This window comes from Kitasatospora sp. NPDC057965 (genome assembly GCF_042887135.1).
Classification (GTDB): Bacteria; Actinomycetota; Actinomycetes; order Streptomycetales; family Streptomycetaceae; genus Kitasatospora.
The window spans coordinates 37,231-55,446 of sequence record NZ_JBHVPZ010000002.1 but is presented as its reverse complement, the minus strand read 5'-3'; the positions used below and the strand labels follow the sequence as shown (position 1 = coordinate 55,446).

The following is an 18,216-nucleotide window of genomic DNA, read 5'->3' as shown; positions in this document are numbered from 1 at the left end:
TCACGGGCAAAGGATGCCGGGCCGCCGTTCCTGGCATGACCACTTTCACCAGAACGTCACCCGTCCGGGGAAGACGCCGTCCCGCGCTCGACACCGGACCGGCCGCACTGATAATGAGGGGCCCGGACATTCGGGCAGGTCAGCTCGCCCCGGCGCGGGCGCCGCCCGGAGCCCGGCCGCACGTGCGCGTACCACCCCCGTGCTCCGGACCGCCGTCCCGGGCGCCCCGGCGCGCCGGTCCCGCGGCCGGCCGACGACCCGCTCGCGCCCGTGACGGAGCCGTCCAACTCCTGTAGCACAAACAGGAAATCGCGGGCCGCCCGACGCCGTAGGATCCTGCCACGTCGCCGCCCGCCGCACCGGTGGGCGCCATCGGAGGGGGTTCCATGGACCGCAGGTCACCGATCATGTCCGGCCGCCGGTACGGCTGGCTGCCCGCGCTGGCCCTCGCGGCCGTCGCGGTGGCCGGCTGCTCCTCCTCGGGCGGCGGCTCGACCACGGCCGCCTCTGCCCCGGCCACCACCGCCGCCGCTCCGACGACCACCGCGGCCGCGCCCGCCACCACCGCGCCGGCCACCGCCGCCCCGGCCCCGACCGCGACCACGGCCGCCCCCACCGCCGGCACGCCGGCCGGTACGCCCACCGGCACCGGCAAGCGCCCCACGGACGCCTGCACCCTGCTGACCTCCCCCCAGGTGGTCGCCGCCGTCGGCACCGGCGGACCGTTCACCGGCACCCACCCCGATCCCAAGAACGGCAAGCCGGTCTGGGGCTGCACCTGGGGCTCCCGGCAGTCCTTCGCCCACATCCAGGAGATGGACCCCGCCCTGTTCACCTCGCTGAAGTCCAACCCGGAGTTCACCTCCACCCCGGTCCCCGGTACCGGCCAGGACGCCTACCTGCTCCGCGACAAGAACGGCCGCCGTCCCGAGGTGAACTTCCTCACCGCCGACGGCCACGCGTACTCCGTCGAGGTGGTCAAGGACCGCGGCCCGGGCGACGACGTCAACGCCGACGCCGAGGCGGCCGCCGCCACCGGACTGGCGCTGCTGCTGTCCAAGGGGGTGTAGCCGCCGCACCTCCGCCCGGCGCAGCCGGTTCCCCCCGGGGCGTGAACGGGGCGGGCACGGTGGTGCCGGGCGGCCGCGGGTGCGGGACGGTCGTTCGCACAACGACGCCACGGCGCCGTTGTCCGTACTCCCCCCGACAGCCAAGGCGGATCGCATGAGCCGATCTCACCCACCCGCGCGCGTCACCGGACCGGCCCCGGACGCCCCTGATCCCGTCCGACTCCTCCGGCCCTTCCGCCCCGCCCGACCCGCCCGGCCCGGCCGGCCGCCGCGGTCGGCGGCGGCCCTGCTCTCCGGGCTGGCGCTGCTCGTCCCGGCGCTCGCCGCCGGCGCGCTCGGCGGTGCGACGCCCACCCGGGCCGACAATCCGACCGTCTCCGTCAACAATCTGCGCACCGCCTGGGACGCCGCCGAACCGGATCTCGCCCCGGCCAGGGTGTCCTCTTCCGACTTCGGTCGCCGCTGGTCCACCGCCGTGGACGGCGCGGTGTACGCCCAGCCGCTGGTGGCCGGTTCGACCGTGGTGGTCGCCACCGCGACCAACCACGTCTACGGCGTCGACGCGGCCGACGGCCGGATCCTGTGGCAGCGCTCGCTCGGCGCCCCGGTGCCGGCCTCCACCGCGTGCCTCTCCCCCGGCACCGGCGTCATCTCCACCCCGGTCTACGACAAGGCGAGCAGGACGGTCTACCTGGTCTCCAAGTCCGGCGACGGGGGCGGCGCGCGCTTCTCGGTGCACGCCCTGGACACCGCCTCGGGCGCCGAGCGCGCCGGCTGGCCGGTCGCCGTCGAGGGCTCGGCGGTGAACAGCCCCGGCGTGCCGTTCGACCCGGCCACCTCCGCCCAACGGGCCGGACTGCTGCTGCTGGACGGCGCGGTCTACTTCGGGTTCGCCTCCGACTGCGGGGTCGGCACCTACGTCGGCACGGTCGCCGGCGTCAGCACCAGCACCCGCAGACTCACCCTCTGGTCCACCGAGTCCGGCTCCGCCTCGCAGAACGGGGGCGTCTGGATGAGCGGCGGCGGCCTGGTCTCGGACGGCCCCGGGCGGATCTTCCTGGCCACCGGGAACGGCGCGGGCGACGGCGCCTCCCCGCCGAAGGGCCCCGGCGACCGGCCCGGCGGCCACTTCGCCGAGTCCGTCGTCCGGCTGGGCGTCGCCGCCGACGGCAGCCTCGCCCCACGGGACTTCTTCAGCCCCACCGACAACCGGGCGATGGACCACGGGGACATCGACCTCGGCTCCGGCGGCCCGGCCGCCCTGCCGTCCGGTTTCGGCACCGCCGCGCACCCGCGCCTCATGGTGCAGGTCGGCAAGGACGGCCGGATCTTCCTGCTCGACCGGGACCGCCTCGGCGGCATGGGCCAGGGCCCGGGCGGCACCGACGGCGTGGTCGGCACCACCGGCCCGTTCAAGGGCGTCTGGGGCCACCCGGGCGTCTGGGGCGGCGACGGCGGCTACGTCTACCTGGTCGAGAACTACGGTGCGCTGCGGGCCCTCAAGTACGCGGTGGACGGCGCCGGGAACCCGCGGTTGACGAGCGCCGCGACGAGCGCCGAGGGCTTCGGCTACGCCTCCGGCTCACCCGTCGTCACCTCCAACGGGACGGCCACCGGCTCGGCCCTGGTGTGGACCGTCTACTCGGGCACCGGACCGGGCGGCCAGAACGGCGAACTGCGGGTCTACGACGCGCTTCCGGTCAACGGCACGCTCGCCCTGCGGCGCAGCTTCGCGCTCGGCACGGTGACCAGGTTCTCGGTGCCCGCGACGGACGGCGGGCGGGTGTTCGTCGGCACCAAGGACGGCCACCTGCTGGCGTTCGGCCGCAGCGCCTGACCCGATGACGGCTCCCCCGGGAGGCGCCTTGGAGGCACCACCTGACAGACCCTCTGTCGGCCCACTCGACACGGCACTTCCCGCGCGGCACACTCGACACCGGTTTGCCGCGCGGGCCCGGTCCGGCCGCGGAGCCCGTCGCGTCACCCGTTCGAGCGCGTTTGGCACGCTGTCGCGCGGGTTGGCCCGGCGGGCGGGCCCGGCGGCTCGTAGCGTCCTGCTCCAGGGGCCGCCGGGCCCCGAAGCCCCGAACCCCACTTCACCGAGGAGGGCAACTCCCATGAAGTCCACGCTCACTGCCCCGCTGACCGCCACCACCGCCACCACCCCGCCGGCCGCCGCGGCGGCCCCGGCCAAGCCCGTCTGGTCCGCCCCGGCGGTGGAGTGCCACCGTACCGGCGCCGAGGTCACCGCGTACGCCGCGCGGACCACTCGGTGACCCACGCCCCCACCGGCGCTTCCACCACCGCGTCGACCCGCGAGGAGTTCGCGGCCAGGCTGTACGGCCTGCGGGGACGGTACTGGGACACCCACCCGTTCCATCTGCGCCTGCACTCCGGCGGCTGCACGCCGCCGGAGCTGCGGCGCTGGGTCGCCAACCGCTGGTACTACCAGCTGGTCCTGACCCGCAAGAACGCCGCGATCATCGCCAACTGCCCGCTGCCGGAGGTCCGCAGGGAGTGGACCCGGCGGCTCGGCTACCAGGACGGCCCGCACGAGGGCGAGGGCGGGCTGGCCGACTGGCTGGTGCTCGCCGAGGCCGTCGGCCTGGACCGCGCCGAGGTCCTGGACGAACGGCACGTGGCCCGCGGCACGCGCTTCGCCGTCGACGCCTACCTGAACTTCTGCCGGACCCGGCCGTGGACCGAGGGCGTGGCGGCGGCGCTGACCGAGATGTTCTCGCCCGACCACATGGCCGACCGGGTGGTCGCCTGGCAGAAGCACTACGACTGGATCGACCCGGCCGGCTACGCGTACTTCGAGCACCGGATCCCCGACGCCCGCCGGGACAGCGCGCAGACCCTCGATCTGGTGCTGGACCACTGCGTGACGGCCGAGCAGCAGCGGGCCGCGGTGGACGCGCTCGCGTTCAAGTGCGAGGTGCTGCGCGCGATGCTCGACGCCGTCGACTACGGGCCGGAGGGCGCCGCGCCGACCGGGCCCGCCGCACCGGCGGAGACGTCGGTGGCCGCCGGGACCGCCGGGACCGCCGGGTGAACGCCGCACCCGCCGCCGCGGCCCCCGGGCTGCGGCGCGGGGTGCGGCTGGTCGACGACCCGGTACGCCAACAGGCCGCGCTGCTCTACCCGGAGGGCGTGCTGCTGCTCAACGCGACCGCCGCCGCCGTGCTGCGGCACATCGACGGCCGGCGCGACGCGGCCCGGATCACCGCCCGGCTCGCCGAGGAGTACGAGGGCGTGGACGCCGGCCAGGTGCTGGCCCTGCTCACCGACCTCGCCGCGCGCCGACTGCTCACCCTCGACGGCACCGGCGCACCCGCCGAGCCCCACCCGGCGGCCGGACTGCCCGGCGCCGCCACCGGAAAGCGGGCGCCCGCCCCGCTCGGCCTGGTCGCCGAACTCACCCACCGCTGCCCGCTGCAGTGCTCCTACTGTGCGAACCCGGTCGAACTCATCCGGCAGCGCGACGAGTTGGACACCGAGCAGTGGCTGCGCATCCTCGACCAGGCGCGCGGCCTGGGCGTGCTGCAGGTCCACCTCACCGGCGGCGAACCGCTGCTCCGCCGCGACCTGGCCGTCATCGTCGCGCACGCCCGCGGCCTCGGCCTCTACACCAACCTGATCACCAGCGGTCTGCCGCTGGACGGCCCGCGCGCCGCCGAACTCGCCGCGGCGGGGCTCGACCACGTCCAGCTCTCGGTCCAGGACGCCGATCCGCACCGGGCCGACACCATCGCCGGACTGACCCGGCTGACCGGCCCCACCGGCCACGAGCGCAAGCTCGCCTCGGCCGCCCTGCTCACCGGCGCCGGCCTGCCGCTCACCGTCAACGCGGTGCTGCACCGGGACAACGTCGCCCGGCTCGGCGCCATCGCCGACCTCGCCGTCGAGCTGGGCGCCGACCGGGTCGAGCTCGCGCACACCCAGTTCTACGGCTGGGCGTGGGTCAACCGGGCCCACCTCGCGCCCGACGACGAGCAGGTCCGCCGGGCCGAACGGGACGTCGCCGAGGCCCGGGCGCGGCACGGCGACCGGATCGAGATCACCCACGTGGTCGCCGACCACCACGGCGGCACCGCGAAGCCGTGCATGAACGGCTGGGGGAACGAACAACTGGTCGTCGCACCGGACGGCGCCGTGCTGCCGTGCCTGGCCGCCGCCCAACTGCCGGACCTGGTGCTGCCGAACGCGGTCACCGACGGGCTGGCGGCGAGCTGGCACGACTCGCCCGCCTTCAACCGGTACCGCGGCACCGACTGGATGCCCGAACCGTGCCGCGGCTGCGCGCTGCGCGAGCAGGACTTCGGCGGCTGCCGCTGCCAGGCCTTCCAGTTCACCGGCGACCCGGGCGTCACCGACCCGGCCTGCCGGTTCTCCCCGCACCACCACCTGGTGCGGGGAGAACCGGACGCGGAGCCCGCGCCGGCACCGGCACCGGTTCCGCGCCGATTCACCGCGCCGGTCCCGCCCGTCCTGCCCGCACCACCGGTCCGGCCCGCCGGTCGGCCCGCCCCGGACCCGGCCTGAGGAGCACCCGCTGAAGATCCGGATCCTCGGCACCGCCGCCGGCGGCGGCCTGCCCCAGTGGAACTGCGGCTGCGCGGGCTGCGCCACCGCCCGCCGCACCGGCGCCGTCCGCAGCCAGGACTGCCTGGCGATCAGTGCCGACGGCGCCGCCTGGTACCTGGTCAACGCCTCCCCGGACCTGCGCTCCCAGCTGCTCGCCGCGCCCGAGCTGGCGCCCGCGCCGGGCACCCGGGCCACCCCGCTGCGCGGTGTGCTGCTCACCAGCGGCGAACTCGACCACACCCTGGGCCTGGTGACCCTGCGGGAGGCCGCCGAGCTCTCCGTGCACGCCACCGCACCGGTCCGCACCGCGCTCCACGAGGCGTTCCCGGTCGGCCCGCTGCTGGCCCCCTACACCAAGGCGCACTGGCACACCGTCACCGCGGGAACGCCCGTCGAGCTGGCCGGCGGGCTGGTCGCCGAGCCGCTGGCGCTCGGCGGCAAGCGCCCCCGCTACGCCGCCGACCCGCTCGCCCCGGCCGCCGGCAGCCCGTCCGACGACCCCTCCGGCAGCCCCTCCGGCGAGCGGACGGACTGGGTGGTCGGCTACCGCTTCACCGAGGCGGACGGCCCGGCCCGCGCCGTCTACGCGCCCGGCCTCGCCGCCTGGACACCCGGCCTCGACCGGTCGGTGGCCGACGCCGACGTGGTGATCCTGGACGGCACCTTCGCCACCGACGACGAACTCGCCGAACGCACCGGCGGCGCCCGCACCTCACGCGGCATGGGACATCTCGCCGTCGCCGACTCGCTCCCCGAACTGGCCCGCCGGCCCGGGCCGCGCTACCTCTACACCCACCTCAACAACACCAACCCGCTCGCCCACCGGGGTTCACCGGAGGCCGCCGCCCTGGCGCCGGCGCTGGCGGCGGCGGGCGCGGCCGTCGCCGAGGACGGGATGCTGCTCGACCTGGGAGGTTCGCCGCCCCGGACGGCCGTCTGACCGCGTCCGGTCGAACGCGGCCACCGTCCGTTCACCGAACGGTGGCGCCCGGGATCGTCCCCGGACACCAAGCCCCTGTCGGATCGTCGTGATACTAATCATTCCGGTAGCGACGGCTGTCATGCACCGGCGGGCACGATGGTGACAACCCGTCCGTTCCCGGGGGGACCGGACGGTGACGGGAGGGGCACGGCATGGTGAGCAGGAACGGCGAGGCCGCACGGGACGGCGGGAAACCCGCCGGAACCGGGGAGCGACGGGCGGGCCGGACGGCCGGCCGCCGACTGCGGCTCGGCAAGCGGGTGACCGGGATGCTGGCGGTGTTCACCGCGCTCGCGGCGCTGACCGGTTCTCAGACCGGTCTCGGCTTCTCCCCGGTCGCCGCGGCGGGTGCCGCGGAGGCGCTGCCCGGCACGGCCACGACGGTCCCCGGCGGCGCGGCCGACGGCAGCACCGCCTCGCCCTTCACCACCGGCATCCCCGCTCTTCCCGGCACGCTCGGCACCGCTCCGGTCGACGGCGGCGGCACCCTGCCGCTGCTCCAGCCGCCGCTCTCCCCGCTCACCTCGCCCTTCGCCGACCCGCTGCGCACCGGGCCGTCCCTGCCGGAGACGGTCTTCGCCGCCTACCGCAAGGCCGAGGCCGCGCTCGCGCAGCGCTCGCCCGGCTGCCACCTCCCCTGGCAGCTGCTCGCCGCGATCGGCGAGGTCGAGTCCGGCCAGGCCGGCCGCGGCGCGGTCGACGCCGCCGGGACGACGTTCCGCCCGATCCTCGGCCCGGTGCTGAACGGCGCCGGCTTCGCGGCGATCGCCGACACCGACGGCGGGCGCTACGACGGCGACGCCGCCTGGGACCGCGCCGTCGGCCCGATGCAGTTCATCCCCTCCACCTGGGCGTCCTACGGAGTCGACGCCAACGGGGACGGCAAGGCCGACCCGAACAACATCTTCGACGCCTCCGAGGCGGCCGGCCGGTACCTGTGCGCGGGCGGCCGCGACCTGTCCGACCAGGCCCAGCTGGACCGGGCGATCCTCGGCTACAACCACTCCAACGAGTACCTGCGCACCGTCCGGAACTGGATGGCGCACTTCGGCAGCGGCAGCCCGGTCACCACCCCGGACCGCCCGGGCACGGTGAGCCCGCTCGCCCCGCTCCTGCCCGTCACACCGCCGAGCCCGCTCGCGCCGGTGACGCCGAGCCCGACCACCGGCGCGCAGCCGACCCCGGAGCAGGGTTCCGGCCCGACCACGACGCCGTCCGGCACGCCGTCCACGGCGCCCACCGGCACCCCGACCGGCGCTCCGTCGCCGAGCGCGACGCCCTCCGGCTCGCCGTCGTCCTCGCCCTCGGAGCAGCCGGGCACCACCCCGCCGACCACGCCCGGCACCACGCCGTCCGGCAGCGCGAGCCCCTCCGCGAGCGCCACCCCGACCGACACGCCCAGCACGACGCCCAGCGCGACGCCGACCACGACGCCGTCCGGGACCCCGTCGACGACACCGAGCGGCACCCCGACCGGTACCCCGAGCGCCACGCCGACGGGGACGCCCACCGAGACGCCCACCGGCTGCGCGACGCCGACGGGCGCCCCCACCGGCACCCCGAGCGCGAGCGCCAGCCCGTCCGCGAGCGCCAGCCCCTCGGCCACGCCGAGCGCGACCGCCACCCCGACCGGCCCCGGCTGCCCCACGCCGACCGCCCCTTCGGCGGCCCCGACGGCGGCGCCGTCCGACTCCGCCTCCCCGAGCGCCGCGCTCTCCCCCTCGGCCGCCGCCCCCTCGGCGCACTGACCGGCCCGGGCGGACCAGCGCCGCGACATCGGCCCGTCTCCCGTTCGTCCGGGAGGCGGGCCGACGCGCGCGGGGCAGCCGTCCCTCAGCCGTCCTCCGACCGCTGCGCCCCCTGCGATCCCTCCGACTCCTCGGCCCGCCCGCCCGCCGGGTCCTCCTCGCCCTCCTCGTCCTCCTCGTCCTCGCCGTAGACGATGCCGGCGGCGCGGTCGCGCTGCTCCTGCACCCGCAGCGGCACGTCCGGGTCCCAGTCCGAGGTGCGGGGAAGCTCCGGCCCGTCCGGCCCGAGGCGGACCACCGGCTCCACCCGGACCAGCCGGAACCGGCGGTCGGCGGCCCGCACCTCGTCGGCCCGCTCGGCGTCCAGCCGGTCGGCGGCCTCCGCGTACCGGGCCAGCTCCTCCTTCCCGAGGTTCGGGTCCAGCCGGGGCGCGAACTCGCGCAGATAGGCGGCCAGGCTGTCCCGGGCGCCCTGCGGGGTCTCGCAGGCGCCGGTCATCGGCCCCCAGCGGCCGTTTCGGAACTCCGCGACGGCGCAGTGGACCGGCAGGACCAGCACGTTGGGGTAGAGGTGCGAGGCGAGCCGTGCCTCGGCCCGGACGTCCTCCGGGATGAACCGGCCGGTCGGCACCAGCGTCATCAGGTCCAGCCGCAGGATCCCGTCGACCAGCGTGACGCCGGCGGCCGGGTCGATCACGAAGCCGTTCACCCGGGAGGGCACCCGGTACCCCTCGCCGACGGCGGCCGGGTCCGGGTCGGTGGGCCGGGGCGGCTCGATCCCGTCCGGGCCCGAGCGCAGCACCTGCTCGGCCCGGAAGATCCGGTAGTCCCGGCCGGCCACCGAGATCTCGTCGAGCGCCTCCCACTCCAGCCGCTCGTAGGCCTCGGTGTAGGCGGCGCGTTCCTCGTCGCCGAGCGGCCGGGGGGCGGCCAGGCTCGTACCCGGTTCGGCCACCGCCCAGGCCCGGAAGGTGTGCCCCAGCTCGTCCCTGGCCGCCTGCGGGGTGATGGCGTGGAACCCGAGGATCTGCCAGGCGCCCGTGTCGGTCCGCTCCAGGCAGCCGAAGACGGGCGGCATCATCATCAGGTCGGGGTACTTCTCGCGGGACGCCCAGGCTTCCAGGCCGGCCACGGCGGCGACCGGGTCGTCGGTGTGGGTGACCCGGATGGTGAGGTGCTCGGGCAACTGCACAGCGTCATCGTCCATGCGGCCAGTGTTAGCGGACGCGCGGAGCGCACCGCACGGCTATCGCGGAAACTCCACCCGACCGGGCACGGCCTGCTCCCGGCACCGCCGACGGGCACCGCCGGAACGGCCGACGGCCCACCCGGGTCCCCCGGACGGGCCGTCGGAGCCCTCGCTCAGAGGTGCTTGACCAGCTCCGGCATGAGGTCCTGGAAGGTGCGCCCGCTGGCCGGCTGCCCGATCGCGGTCATCTGCCAGCCGCCCGCGGCGCGCTGCACCTTGGCCATGATCTGCGCGGTGTACGCGCCGCCGCCGGTGAGCGTGTAGCGGGCCAGCTCGGCACCGGTCTGGGTGTCGACCAGCCGGCAGAAGGCGTTCTCGACCTCCTGGAAGGTCTGGCCGGTGAACGAGTTGACGGTGAACAGGATCTGGTCCACCTCGGCCGGCACGGCGGTGAGGTCGACGGTGATGGTCTCGTCGTCCGTCGCGTCCCCGGCGCCGCCGGTCAGGTTGTCGCCGCTGTGCCGCACCGAGCCGTCGTTGCTGGTGAGGTGCTGGAAGAAGACCACGTCGACCGGCTTGCCCGCGGCGAACAGCACCGCCGAGGCGTCCAGGTCGATGTCCTGGGCGGCGAACAGCTTCGCGAGGAAGCCCTTCTTCTGCGCGGCGCGCCAGCCGAGGCCCATCCGCACCACGCCCAGTCGGCCTCCACCCGGCTTCTCCAGGCTCAGCTTCTGACCCTTCGCCAGCGAAACGCTCATCGCGCCCTCCTCGTTGCTCGCCTGCGCGCCTCGAATCTACAGCAATGTAGATCTTTTCCGCGCCCCGCGTACGCCCTCGTCCCGGGACACCTGCATACCCCGCGGACGCGCCCGGGAAGCGAATCCCCGGCCGTCATCGGGCCCGGCCTCCCGCGGGCCCGGCCCTACGCCCGCTCCAGGCGGACCAGGGCGTCGATCGCCTCCGCCTCGCCCACCGGGCGGCGGACCCCCTCGGCGCGGACGGTGCGCAGCCCGGCGTCGGCCAGGTCGGCGAGGACGTCGTCGGGCGTGAAGAGCACCGCCGGGTCCTGGGGACCGCCGACCCCCTCGGTCAAGTTGCCGGAGTCGTGTCCGACCACCAGCAGGGTGCCGCCGGGGGCGAGGGCCGCGGCGGCACGGCGCAGCGCAGCCCGGCGATCCGCGGCCGGGAGTTGGAGGTAGGCGACCAGCACCAGGTCGTAGCCCTCGGGCGGGGCCTCGAATGTCCGGGCGTCGCCGTGCCGCCAGGTGAGGCGGTCGGCGACCTCGTCGGGCAGCGCCGCGGTGAGCCGTTCGGCGCGGCCGAGGGCGACGGTGGAGAAGTCCAGGCCGGTGACCTCCCAGCCCAGAGCGGCCAGCCACATGGCGTTGCGGCCCTCCCCGGCGGCGAGGTCCAGGGCGCGCCCGGGGGTGTGCCCGGCCAGTTCGCGGACCACCCAGCGGTTGGCCTCGGTGCCCCAGACCAGCTCGCTGGCGGCGTAGCGGTCGTCCCAGGCGCGGCTGTCCATGACCCGTTCTCCGTTCGACGCGGGACCTCTCGGGAGGCCACCGTACCGGGCCGGCGCTCCGCGCACCGGTCGTACGGCCGCCGACCATCCGCCCACCGGACCCCCTTGACGGCGAATATTGGTCCAGTCCAATCTGTGATGTCGTGACCGCGGCGGCCTCCGGGCCGGTCCACGGCACGGACCCGCACGCCCTGCCGCATCCTGCCCTGCCGCACGTGCTTCACCCGACCGCGCGCCCCCACAGCTCGCGGTCCGGCTCCCACGGCCCACCCGGGCCACCGCACCGCCGGAACCCCCACTCCTCCGGAGGACCACCGCATGCACGACCGTGTCATGTCCGCGCGCCCCGCTGAGCGCCGGGCCGCCGCTCCGCGCCGCCGCGCGCTCGCCCTCGCCCTGGCCGCCACGCTCAGCACCGGCAGCGCCGCCCTCGCGCTCTCCCTCAACACCGCCTCGGCCGCCCCCGTCAACCTGCTCACCAACGCCGATTTCGAGACCGGCACGCTGGCCGGCTGGACCTGCGCCAACGGATCGGTCGTCACCACCCCGGTGCACGGCGGAAGTTACGCGCTCAACGGCGCCGCCTCGGCGTCCGACACCGCGCAGTGCCAGCAGACGGTCGCCGTCCAGCCGAACACCACCTACACCCTGGCCGGCTGGGTGCGCGGCAACTACGTCTACCTGGGCGCGACCGGAACCGGCGTCAACTCCCAGAGCTGGGCGCCCAGTGCCACCGCCTGGACGCAGCTGAGCACCACCTTCACCACAGGTGCGAGCACCACCTCGGTGACGGTCTTCACGCACGGCTGGTACGGCACCGGCGCGTACCAGGCCGACGACCTCACCCTGACCGGCCCGGCGGGCCCGACCGGCACGGCCAGCCCGACGGCGACCAACAGCCCCACCGCCACGAGCAGCCCGACCGCGACCAACAGCCCGACGGCCACGAGCAGCCCCACCGCGACCAACAGCCCCACCGCCACCAACAGCCCGACCGCGACCAACAGCCCCACCGCCACCAACAGCCCCACCGCCACCAACAGCCCGACCGTGACGCCCACCGCCACCTCGACCGGCACCGGCCCCACCGGGGACGGCAAGGTCACCACGCCGACCGGCCTCACCGTCACCAAGGTCACCCACAACGCCGTGGTCCTCAACTGGCAGCCGGCCACCGTGAGCGCCGGCGACCTCCCGGTCGCCTACAAGGTCTACGCGGGCGACCAGTTGGTGGCCACCTCGATGGGCACCTCGGTCGCGGTCAGCTCGCTGCTGCCGACCCGCGGCTACACCTTCACCGTCCAGGGCTACTCCGGCAGCCACGCCTCCGCGCAGTCCGCCCCGGTGAACACCACCACCGCCGCGGCGCCCGCCAACAGCCCGTTCCGCTCGGCCTACTTCGACCAGTGGGGCGTCTACGAGAACGCCTACCACGCGAAGAACGTCGACACCAGCGGCGCGGCCGGCAAGCTGGACGTCATCAACTACGCGTTCGCCAACATCCACCCCACCAACCTGACCTGCTTCCAGGCGGTCAAGGCCTCGGACTCGGCGAACGAGAACAACCCGAACGCCGGTGACGGCGCCGGTGACGCCTACGCCGACTACCAGGCCGACTACAACGCCGCCACCAGCGTGGACGGCACGGCCGACACCTGGGAGCAGCCGGTCAAGGGCAACTTCAACCAGCTGCGCCAGCTGAAGGCCAAGTACCCGAACCTGCGCTTCACCATCTCGCTCGGCGGCTGGACGTACTCCAAGTACTTCTCGGACGCGTCCGCCACCGACGCCTCGCGCAAGAAGTTCGTCTCCTCCTGCCTCGACATGTTCCTCAAGGGGAACCTGCCGGCCAACGTCGCCGGTGACCCGGCAGGCGGCGCGGCCTCGGCGGCCGGCCTCTTCGACGGCGTCGACATCGACTGGGAGTACCCGGGCTCGGCCGGCGGCCACACCGGCAACCACTACTCCCCCGCCGACAAGCAGAACTTCACCCTGCTGCTCAAGGAGTTCCGCACCCAGCTGGACGCCCTCGGCAACGCCCAGGGCAAGCGGTTCCTGCTGACCGCGGCGCTGCCCAGCGGCCAGGACAAGATCGCGCAGCTGGAGACCGACAAGATCGGCGCCTACCTGGACTACGCCGACATCATGACCTACGACATGCACGGGTCGTGGGACGCCAAGGGCCCGACCAACCACCAGGACCCGCTGCACGACAGCCCGGCCGACCCGACCACGCCGATCACCCCCGGCACCCGCAAGTACAACATCGACACCACCCTGGCCGCCTACACCACCGGCCTGCCGGAGTACGGCATCACCGGCGGGTTCCCGGCCAACAAGATCGTGCTCGGCGTGCCGTTCTACTGGCGCGGCTGGACCGGCGTGCCGGCCGGCGACAACTTCGGCCTCTACCAGAGCGCGACCGGCCCGACCCCGGCCAAGCCGCTGAGCGCGGAGGCCGGCCTGGCCGCCTGGAAGGAGCTCAACCCGACCGCCGCCAACACCCACTGGGACCCGGTGACCGAGTCCTCCTGGGTGTACGACGGCACCAACTTCTGGACCGGTGACACCCCGCAGGCCGTCCAGGCCCGCGGCGCGTACGCCAAGAGCAAGGGCCTCGCGGGCATGTTCGCCTTCTCCCTGGAGAACGACGACGCCTCCGCGACCATGCTCAACGCGATGAGCAACAGCCTGAACTGACGCTCCGCTTCAGCGGCCCCGGAGGGCCGGCCGGTGGTGGTGCACCGGCCGGCCCTCCGGGGCCTCGTCGTCTCCCGGACGGTGGGCCGGCCGATGCCCCCGGACGCCGGCCCAGCGCACCGGTGCCGGGTCAGCGCTCCGGCACCGGGTCGACGCCGCCGCCGCGCCGGGCCACGCCGGGGCGGCAGCGCAGCAGCCGGCCCGCCGTCAGACGGGCACCGCGCAGCGCGCCGTGGCGGTGCAGCGCCTGGACGGCGTAGGTCGAGCAGGTCGGGGTGTACGGGCAGCAGGCCGGGCGGTTCGGGCTGATCTCGGCACGGTAGTGCCGCACCGCGCCGTACAGCATCCCGGCGGCCAGGCCCCGCGGCGGGGGCGCGGCCGGATCGGTGCGGTGCGCCGCGCGCCGCGTCCGGCCGCCGGTGAGGGCGAACCGGAGGCCGGCGGCCATCATCACCGGGAAGAGGCCGATCAGGCAGGGACCGTCGCACCCGTCGCCGCCGCAACCTCCGCCACCCCCACCGCCGCAGCCGGAGGGAAGGCAGTCGTCCACGTCGTCCTTCTGCTTCTTCTTCTCCCCGTGCGCGCGCAGGTACGCCTTCCACTCCTGCTGCTGCCGCCTGCGCCGGCGCCGCTCCTCGGCCGGCAGCCACCACCAGGCCCGTCCGGGGCGTCCGGTCGTCGGGAACTGTTCGCCCTGGCCGGGCTGCTGATGGGACAACGCTGGTGATTCCTCTCGGCGCGCACGCCGGGGCCGGCCCCCAACGGCTCGATCAGACTATCGAAGGCCGTGATCGCGGGGGCCGGCCAGGGCGAGGACCGGGAAGGACGCTCAGTCGCTCCCGCCGCCGAGCGTGGGGAACAGGTCGGTGAACGTCTGGGTGGTGACCGAGACGCTGCGGCCGAACGGGTCGTCGAAGTCCCAGATGAGGAACAGCAGGAAGGCGATCAGGGCGCTGAACGCACCGGCGAGCAGCAACTCGCGTGCGGAGCGGCGGATCTGCAGGGCGAACACCATGCCGACCGTCACCACGGCGCCCACGATCAGACCGAACCAGACCACGCCCGGCATGGTCGGGCCGGCGTTCTGCCCGCGCGCGCTGCGGGCGTCGTCGGCGATGCTGATCCGGTCCATGATCGGCTGATACGCCTGGGCCTCCAGGTCGGAGGCCGGGGTGCGGGTCGCCACGTCGGTGCGCAGCTTCTCCAGCAGCTCGGTTCCCCGGTCGGAGATCTCGCCGTTCTCGCGCATGTACGTCCATTCCACGTCCACCACGTAGGAGACGTAGGCGTCGACGTCGGCGCGGACCTGGTCCCGGAACTCCACCGGGTAGACCTGTGCCCGCTCGCTGACCTCGTGCAGCGACTGCGCCTCGCGGAAGACGTCGTCCTGCGCCTGGCCGCGCGCCTCCCAGACACCGGCGATGGCGAGGCCGAGCACGATCGCGTAGACCACACCGATCATCATCGTCATGTACTCGATGACGTCGGGCGTCTCGTCGGCGTCCTCGTTCACACCGGCGCGGCGGTGCTTCAGCAGCACCACCGCCACCACGACGGCGCCGGCCGCCAGCATGGCGATGGCCAGCGCCAACCACTCGGACATGGGAACTCCTTTCTCGGTCGGAAATCGACAGGGTCGATCGGAAGCAGTCGGGACCGTTCGTCGGGACCGGTGCGGTTCGACGAACGGCAAGCGAAAGGGAGGAAGGGGGAAGGGGAGGCGGCGTCAGGAGCCGCTGGTTCCGCCGGAACTCCGGGAACCGCCGGAGCCGCCACCGCCGCGACCGGCCCGGCCGCGTGGGCGCAGCGCCGCCGCCGCGAGCACGGCGGGCACGGTGACGACCAGCATGGTCCGGGTCGTGGAGCCGCCGTGGTGCCGCTCCGGCGCCTGGACGGGCGGAGCCGGTGGCACGGGTCGCAGCGTCGGGTCCGACCGCACCGGGCTGGGAGCCGGGGGCAACGGGGTCGGCGCGGGCGGCGCGGGCGCTTCGGGCGCGGGCGCTTCGGGCGCGGGCGCCGGGGGCGGAGGTGGCGGCGGGACCACCGGCGCGGGCGGCGGGGTCGCCGGTCTCGGCGTGGGGGTGGGCGCGGGCGCCGGGGGCCGGGGCGACACGGGCGGCGGGGTGGCCGACGGCGTGGGCCGCGGCGTCGGTACCGGCGGGGCGGGCGGGGCCGGCTGCACCGGGGCCGGGGCCGGCGGCGAGGTCGGCACCGGGGTGGGGATCGGGGTGACGATCGGCGTCGGCGTCGGCGTCTCGACGGGCGTCGGCGTCGGCGTGGGAGTCGGCGTGGGCCGGGGCGTCGGGGTCGGCGTCGGGCTGGGGCTCGGCGACGGCGACGAGGTGGGCGTCGGGGTGGGCGTCGGGGTGGGCGTCGGGCTCGGCGACGGCGACGGGCAGGGGTGGTGCGTCGGCCTTGTCGGATGCGGGTGCGGGTGCGGGTGCGGGTGGTGCAGGATCCCGGCGAGGTCGACGTCCACGCCGACCGCCACGTCCACGTCCACCTCGACGTCCACGCCGTCCCGGCCGGCCCCGACCGCGACATCCGTCCCGGCGCAGACGCAGGTCTCGACGACCGGGCCGTGCGGCCGACCGCCGCCGTGCTGGTCCCCCGTGGGGCGGGCGGCGGCCGAGCCGCTCACCAGCGCGCAGAGCGCGGCCACCCCGGCCGCCGCACCGACCAGCCGGATCCGCCGCGCGCGAGGGCCGCCGGAGCCACCGTGCCCGGCGGCGACGGACGCCGGGCTCCGGTCCGCCGTCACGACGGCCCGTCCATCGATATCCGCCGGGGCGGCTGGGGCAGCGGCATCGCTCCGTGCACCTCTCGCGTCGTCAGGAGGTCGGCCGCGCCGGGAGGGGGCCGACACCGGACGGCCCGCCACGGGGGCGGGCCGTCCGGTATCCGGTTGAACGATCATCGGGGTGGACCGGTTACGCCCGGTCCGTGGCGGGCCCTCCGGAGAGGGCCCGTCCGAACTGCGCCTCAGCGGCGCCCGTGCGCGATCTCGACGTTCTCCAGCACACCCACCGCGTCCGGCACCAGGATCGCGGCGGAGTAGTAGGCACTCACAAGGTAGGAGATGATCGCCTTCTCGTCGATGCCCATGAACCGGACGGACAGGCTCGGCTGGTACTCGTCCGGAATGCCGGTCTGGTGCAGGCCGATGACGCCCTGGTTGTCCTCGCCGGTACGGATCACCAGGATCGAGCTGGTGTTCTCCTTGCTGATCGGGATCTTGTTGCACGGCAGGATCGGAACGCCGCGCCACGCCGGCACCTGCTGCCCGCCGAGGTCGACGTGGTGCGGGTAGAGCCCGCGCGCGTTCAGCTCACGGCCGATCGCGGCGATGGTCCGCGGGTGGGCGAGCAGGTAGTCGGGGTCGCGGCGGCGGTTGAGCAGCTCGTCCAGGTCGTCCGGGGTGGGCGGGCCGGAGTGGGTCTGGATCCGCTGGTCGAAGTCGGCGTTGTTGAGCAGGCCGAACTCCGGGTTGTTGACGAGCTCGTGCTCCTGGCGCTCGCGCAGCGCCTCGATGGTCAGCCGCAGCTGGTGCTCGATCTGGTTCATCGGCTGGTTGTAGAGGTCGGCGACCCGGGTGTGCACCTTGAGGATCGTCTGGGCGACGCTCAGCTCGTACTCGCGCGGCTTGAGCTCGTAGTCCACGAAGGCGCCGGGGAGCTCGTACTCGCCGTGGTGGCCCGCCGACATGGCGATCTCGGCCTCGCCACGCTCGTTCTGGGCCTGCAGCGGCAGCGCGAGGAAGGCCTCCAGGTGCTCCCGCAGCGCGGGCGAGTTGTCGCGGATCTGCTCGAAGTCCCGGCGGAGCAGCGACAGCACCGTACCGGCGGTCGCCGTCTTGGCGGTGAACTCCCAGACGGCGTCGGGGTCGAGCACGGCGTTCTCGCCGAAGCGGTCACCGTCGCCGAGCACGCTGACCACCGTCTCGTCACCGTACTTGCCGGTGCCGATCTGGTTGATCTTGCCGTGCGCGATCAGGTAGATCCGGTCCGCGGACGTGCCGCGGTCGGCGAGCACCTCACCGGGGCCGAAGTCGCGCTGCTCGCAGCGGTCGGCCAGCGCGGTGAGCACCTCGTCGTCCTCGAAGCCGCGCAGCAGGGCGAGTTCGCCGAGCTCCTGCGGGATGACCCGGACCTGGGAACCGGTCTTGATGAACTCGACCCGGCCGTCACCGACCGTGTAGGTCAGTCGGCGGTTGACCCGGTAGGCGCCACCGGCGGCCTGCACCCAGGGCAGCACCTTGAGCAGCCAGCGGGAGGTGATCTCCTGCATCTGCGGTGCGGACTTGGTGGTCGTGGCAAGATTGCGGGCCGCAGCCGTCGTCAGGCTGGACTGCTGGGCCACCTGCGGTGTCTCCGGGGTGGTCGTCTCCACGGACATCGGCAGGGATCTCCTTCGTG

General features: G+C 74.9%; 15 protein-coding genes. 8 read left to right on the top strand and 7 right to left on the bottom strand.

Features of this window, described 5'->3' with window-relative positions; translation table 11 throughout:
* Nucleotides 1-386 precede the first annotated feature (386 nt).
* The 7 genes from ACFVVU_RS02140 to ACFVVU_RS02110 all read left to right on the top strand — a co-directional run bounded on the left by ACFVVU_RS02140 (nucleotide 387) and on the right by ACFVVU_RS02110 (nucleotide 8,387).
* Nucleotides 387-1,070, top strand: coding sequence for a hypothetical protein (locus ACFVVU_RS02140; RefSeq protein ID WP_387787826.1), 684 nt, complete (start codon nucleotides 387-389; stop codon nucleotides 1,068-1,070).
* 154 nt (nucleotides 1,071-1,224) lie between these two features.
* Nucleotides 1,225-2,907, top strand: coding sequence for a PQQ-binding-like beta-propeller repeat protein (locus ACFVVU_RS02135; RefSeq protein ID WP_387787823.1), 1,683 nt, complete (start codon nucleotides 1,225-1,227; stop codon nucleotides 2,905-2,907).
* 280 nt (nucleotides 2,908-3,187) lie between these two features.
* Nucleotides 3,188-3,346 (top strand): pyrroloquinoline quinone precursor peptide PqqA, encoded by a 159-nt coding sequence (gene pqqA / locus ACFVVU_RS02130; protein WP_380683880.1) that lies wholly within the window; start codon nucleotides 3,188-3,190, stop codon nucleotides 3,344-3,346.
* On the top strand, nucleotides 3,343-4,125 hold the full coding sequence (gene pqqC / locus ACFVVU_RS02125; protein WP_387787820.1) for a pyrroloquinoline-quinone synthase PqqC: 783 nt from the start codon (nucleotides 3,343-3,345) through the stop codon (nucleotides 4,123-4,125). Before pqqA ends, pqqC begins: the two co-directional genes overlap by 4 nt.
* A complete protein-coding gene (gene pqqE, locus ACFVVU_RS02120) occupies nucleotides 4,122-5,615 on the top strand; it encodes a pyrroloquinoline quinone biosynthesis protein PqqE (protein WP_387787818.1) in 1,494 nt (497 codons plus the stop codon). The genes pqqC and pqqE overlap by 4 nt, the downstream gene beginning before the upstream one ends.
* Nucleotides 5,616-5,625: 10 nt before the next feature.
* Nucleotides 5,626-6,597 (top strand): pyrroloquinoline quinone biosynthesis protein PqqB, encoded by a 972-nt coding sequence (gene pqqB / locus ACFVVU_RS02115; protein WP_380683885.1) that lies wholly within the window; start codon nucleotides 5,626-5,628, stop codon nucleotides 6,595-6,597.
* Between the two features lie 194 nt (nucleotides 6,598-6,791).
* Nucleotides 6,792-8,387, top strand: coding sequence for a lytic transglycosylase domain-containing protein (locus ACFVVU_RS02110; protein ID WP_387787816.1), 1,596 nt, complete (start codon nucleotides 6,792-6,794; stop codon nucleotides 8,385-8,387).
* An 85-nt stretch (nucleotides 8,388-8,472) separates the two neighbouring features.
* Here the strand turns inward: ACFVVU_RS02110 and ACFVVU_RS02105 are convergent, their stop codons facing one another.
* The 3 genes from ACFVVU_RS02105 to ACFVVU_RS02095 form a co-directional block, all read right to left on the bottom strand.
* Nucleotides 8,473-9,594, bottom strand: coding sequence for a DUF5954 family protein (locus tag ACFVVU_RS02105; protein ID WP_380683876.1), 1,122 nt, complete (start codon nucleotides 9,592-9,594; stop codon nucleotides 8,473-8,475).
* Nucleotides 9,595-9,749: 155 nt separating this feature from the next.
* Nucleotides 9,750-10,334 (bottom strand): TerD family protein, encoded by a 585-nt coding sequence (locus tag ACFVVU_RS02100; RefSeq protein WP_380683875.1) that lies wholly within the window; start codon nucleotides 10,332-10,334, stop codon nucleotides 9,750-9,752.
* Nucleotides 10,335-10,498: 164 nt separating this feature from the next.
* Entirely contained in the window at nucleotides 10,499-11,101 is a 603-nt protein-coding gene (locus ACFVVU_RS02095; RefSeq protein ID WP_387787813.1) for a class I SAM-dependent methyltransferase, read from the bottom strand.
* Nucleotides 11,102-11,419: 318 nt separating this feature from the next.
* Here ACFVVU_RS02095 and ACFVVU_RS02090 point away from each other — a divergent pair, with 318 nt between their 5' ends.
* Nucleotides 11,420-13,801: a glycosyl hydrolase family 18 protein gene (locus tag ACFVVU_RS02090; protein WP_387787810.1), complete on the top strand. Its 2,382-nt coding sequence runs from the start codon at nucleotides 11,420-11,422 to the stop codon at nucleotides 13,799-13,801.
* Between the two features lie 130 nt (nucleotides 13,802-13,931).
* Here ACFVVU_RS02090 and yidD read toward each other — a convergent pair whose 3' ends face one another.
* From yidD to ACFVVU_RS02070, 4 genes are all read right to left on the bottom strand, one after another.
* A complete protein-coding gene (gene yidD / locus ACFVVU_RS02085) occupies nucleotides 13,932-14,519 on the bottom strand; it encodes a membrane protein insertion efficiency factor YidD (protein WP_380689829.1) in 588 nt (195 codons plus the stop codon).
* 111 nt (nucleotides 14,520-14,630) lie between these two features.
* Complete coding sequence (locus tag ACFVVU_RS02080; protein WP_380689831.1) at nucleotides 14,631-15,404, bottom strand: hypothetical protein; 774 nt, start codon at nucleotides 15,402-15,404, stop codon at nucleotides 14,631-14,633.
* Between the two features lie 123 nt (nucleotides 15,405-15,527).
* Nucleotides 15,528-16,562 (bottom strand): hypothetical protein, encoded by a 1,035-nt coding sequence (locus tag ACFVVU_RS02075; RefSeq protein WP_387787807.1) that lies wholly within the window; start codon nucleotides 16,560-16,562, stop codon nucleotides 15,528-15,530.
* A gap of 221 nt (nucleotides 16,563-16,783) precedes the next feature.
* Complete coding sequence (locus tag ACFVVU_RS02070; RefSeq protein WP_380682275.1) at nucleotides 16,784-18,196, bottom strand: family 2B encapsulin nanocompartment shell protein; 1,413 nt, start codon at nucleotides 18,194-18,196, stop codon at nucleotides 16,784-16,786.
* Nucleotides 18,197-18,216: the final 20 nt, after the last annotated feature.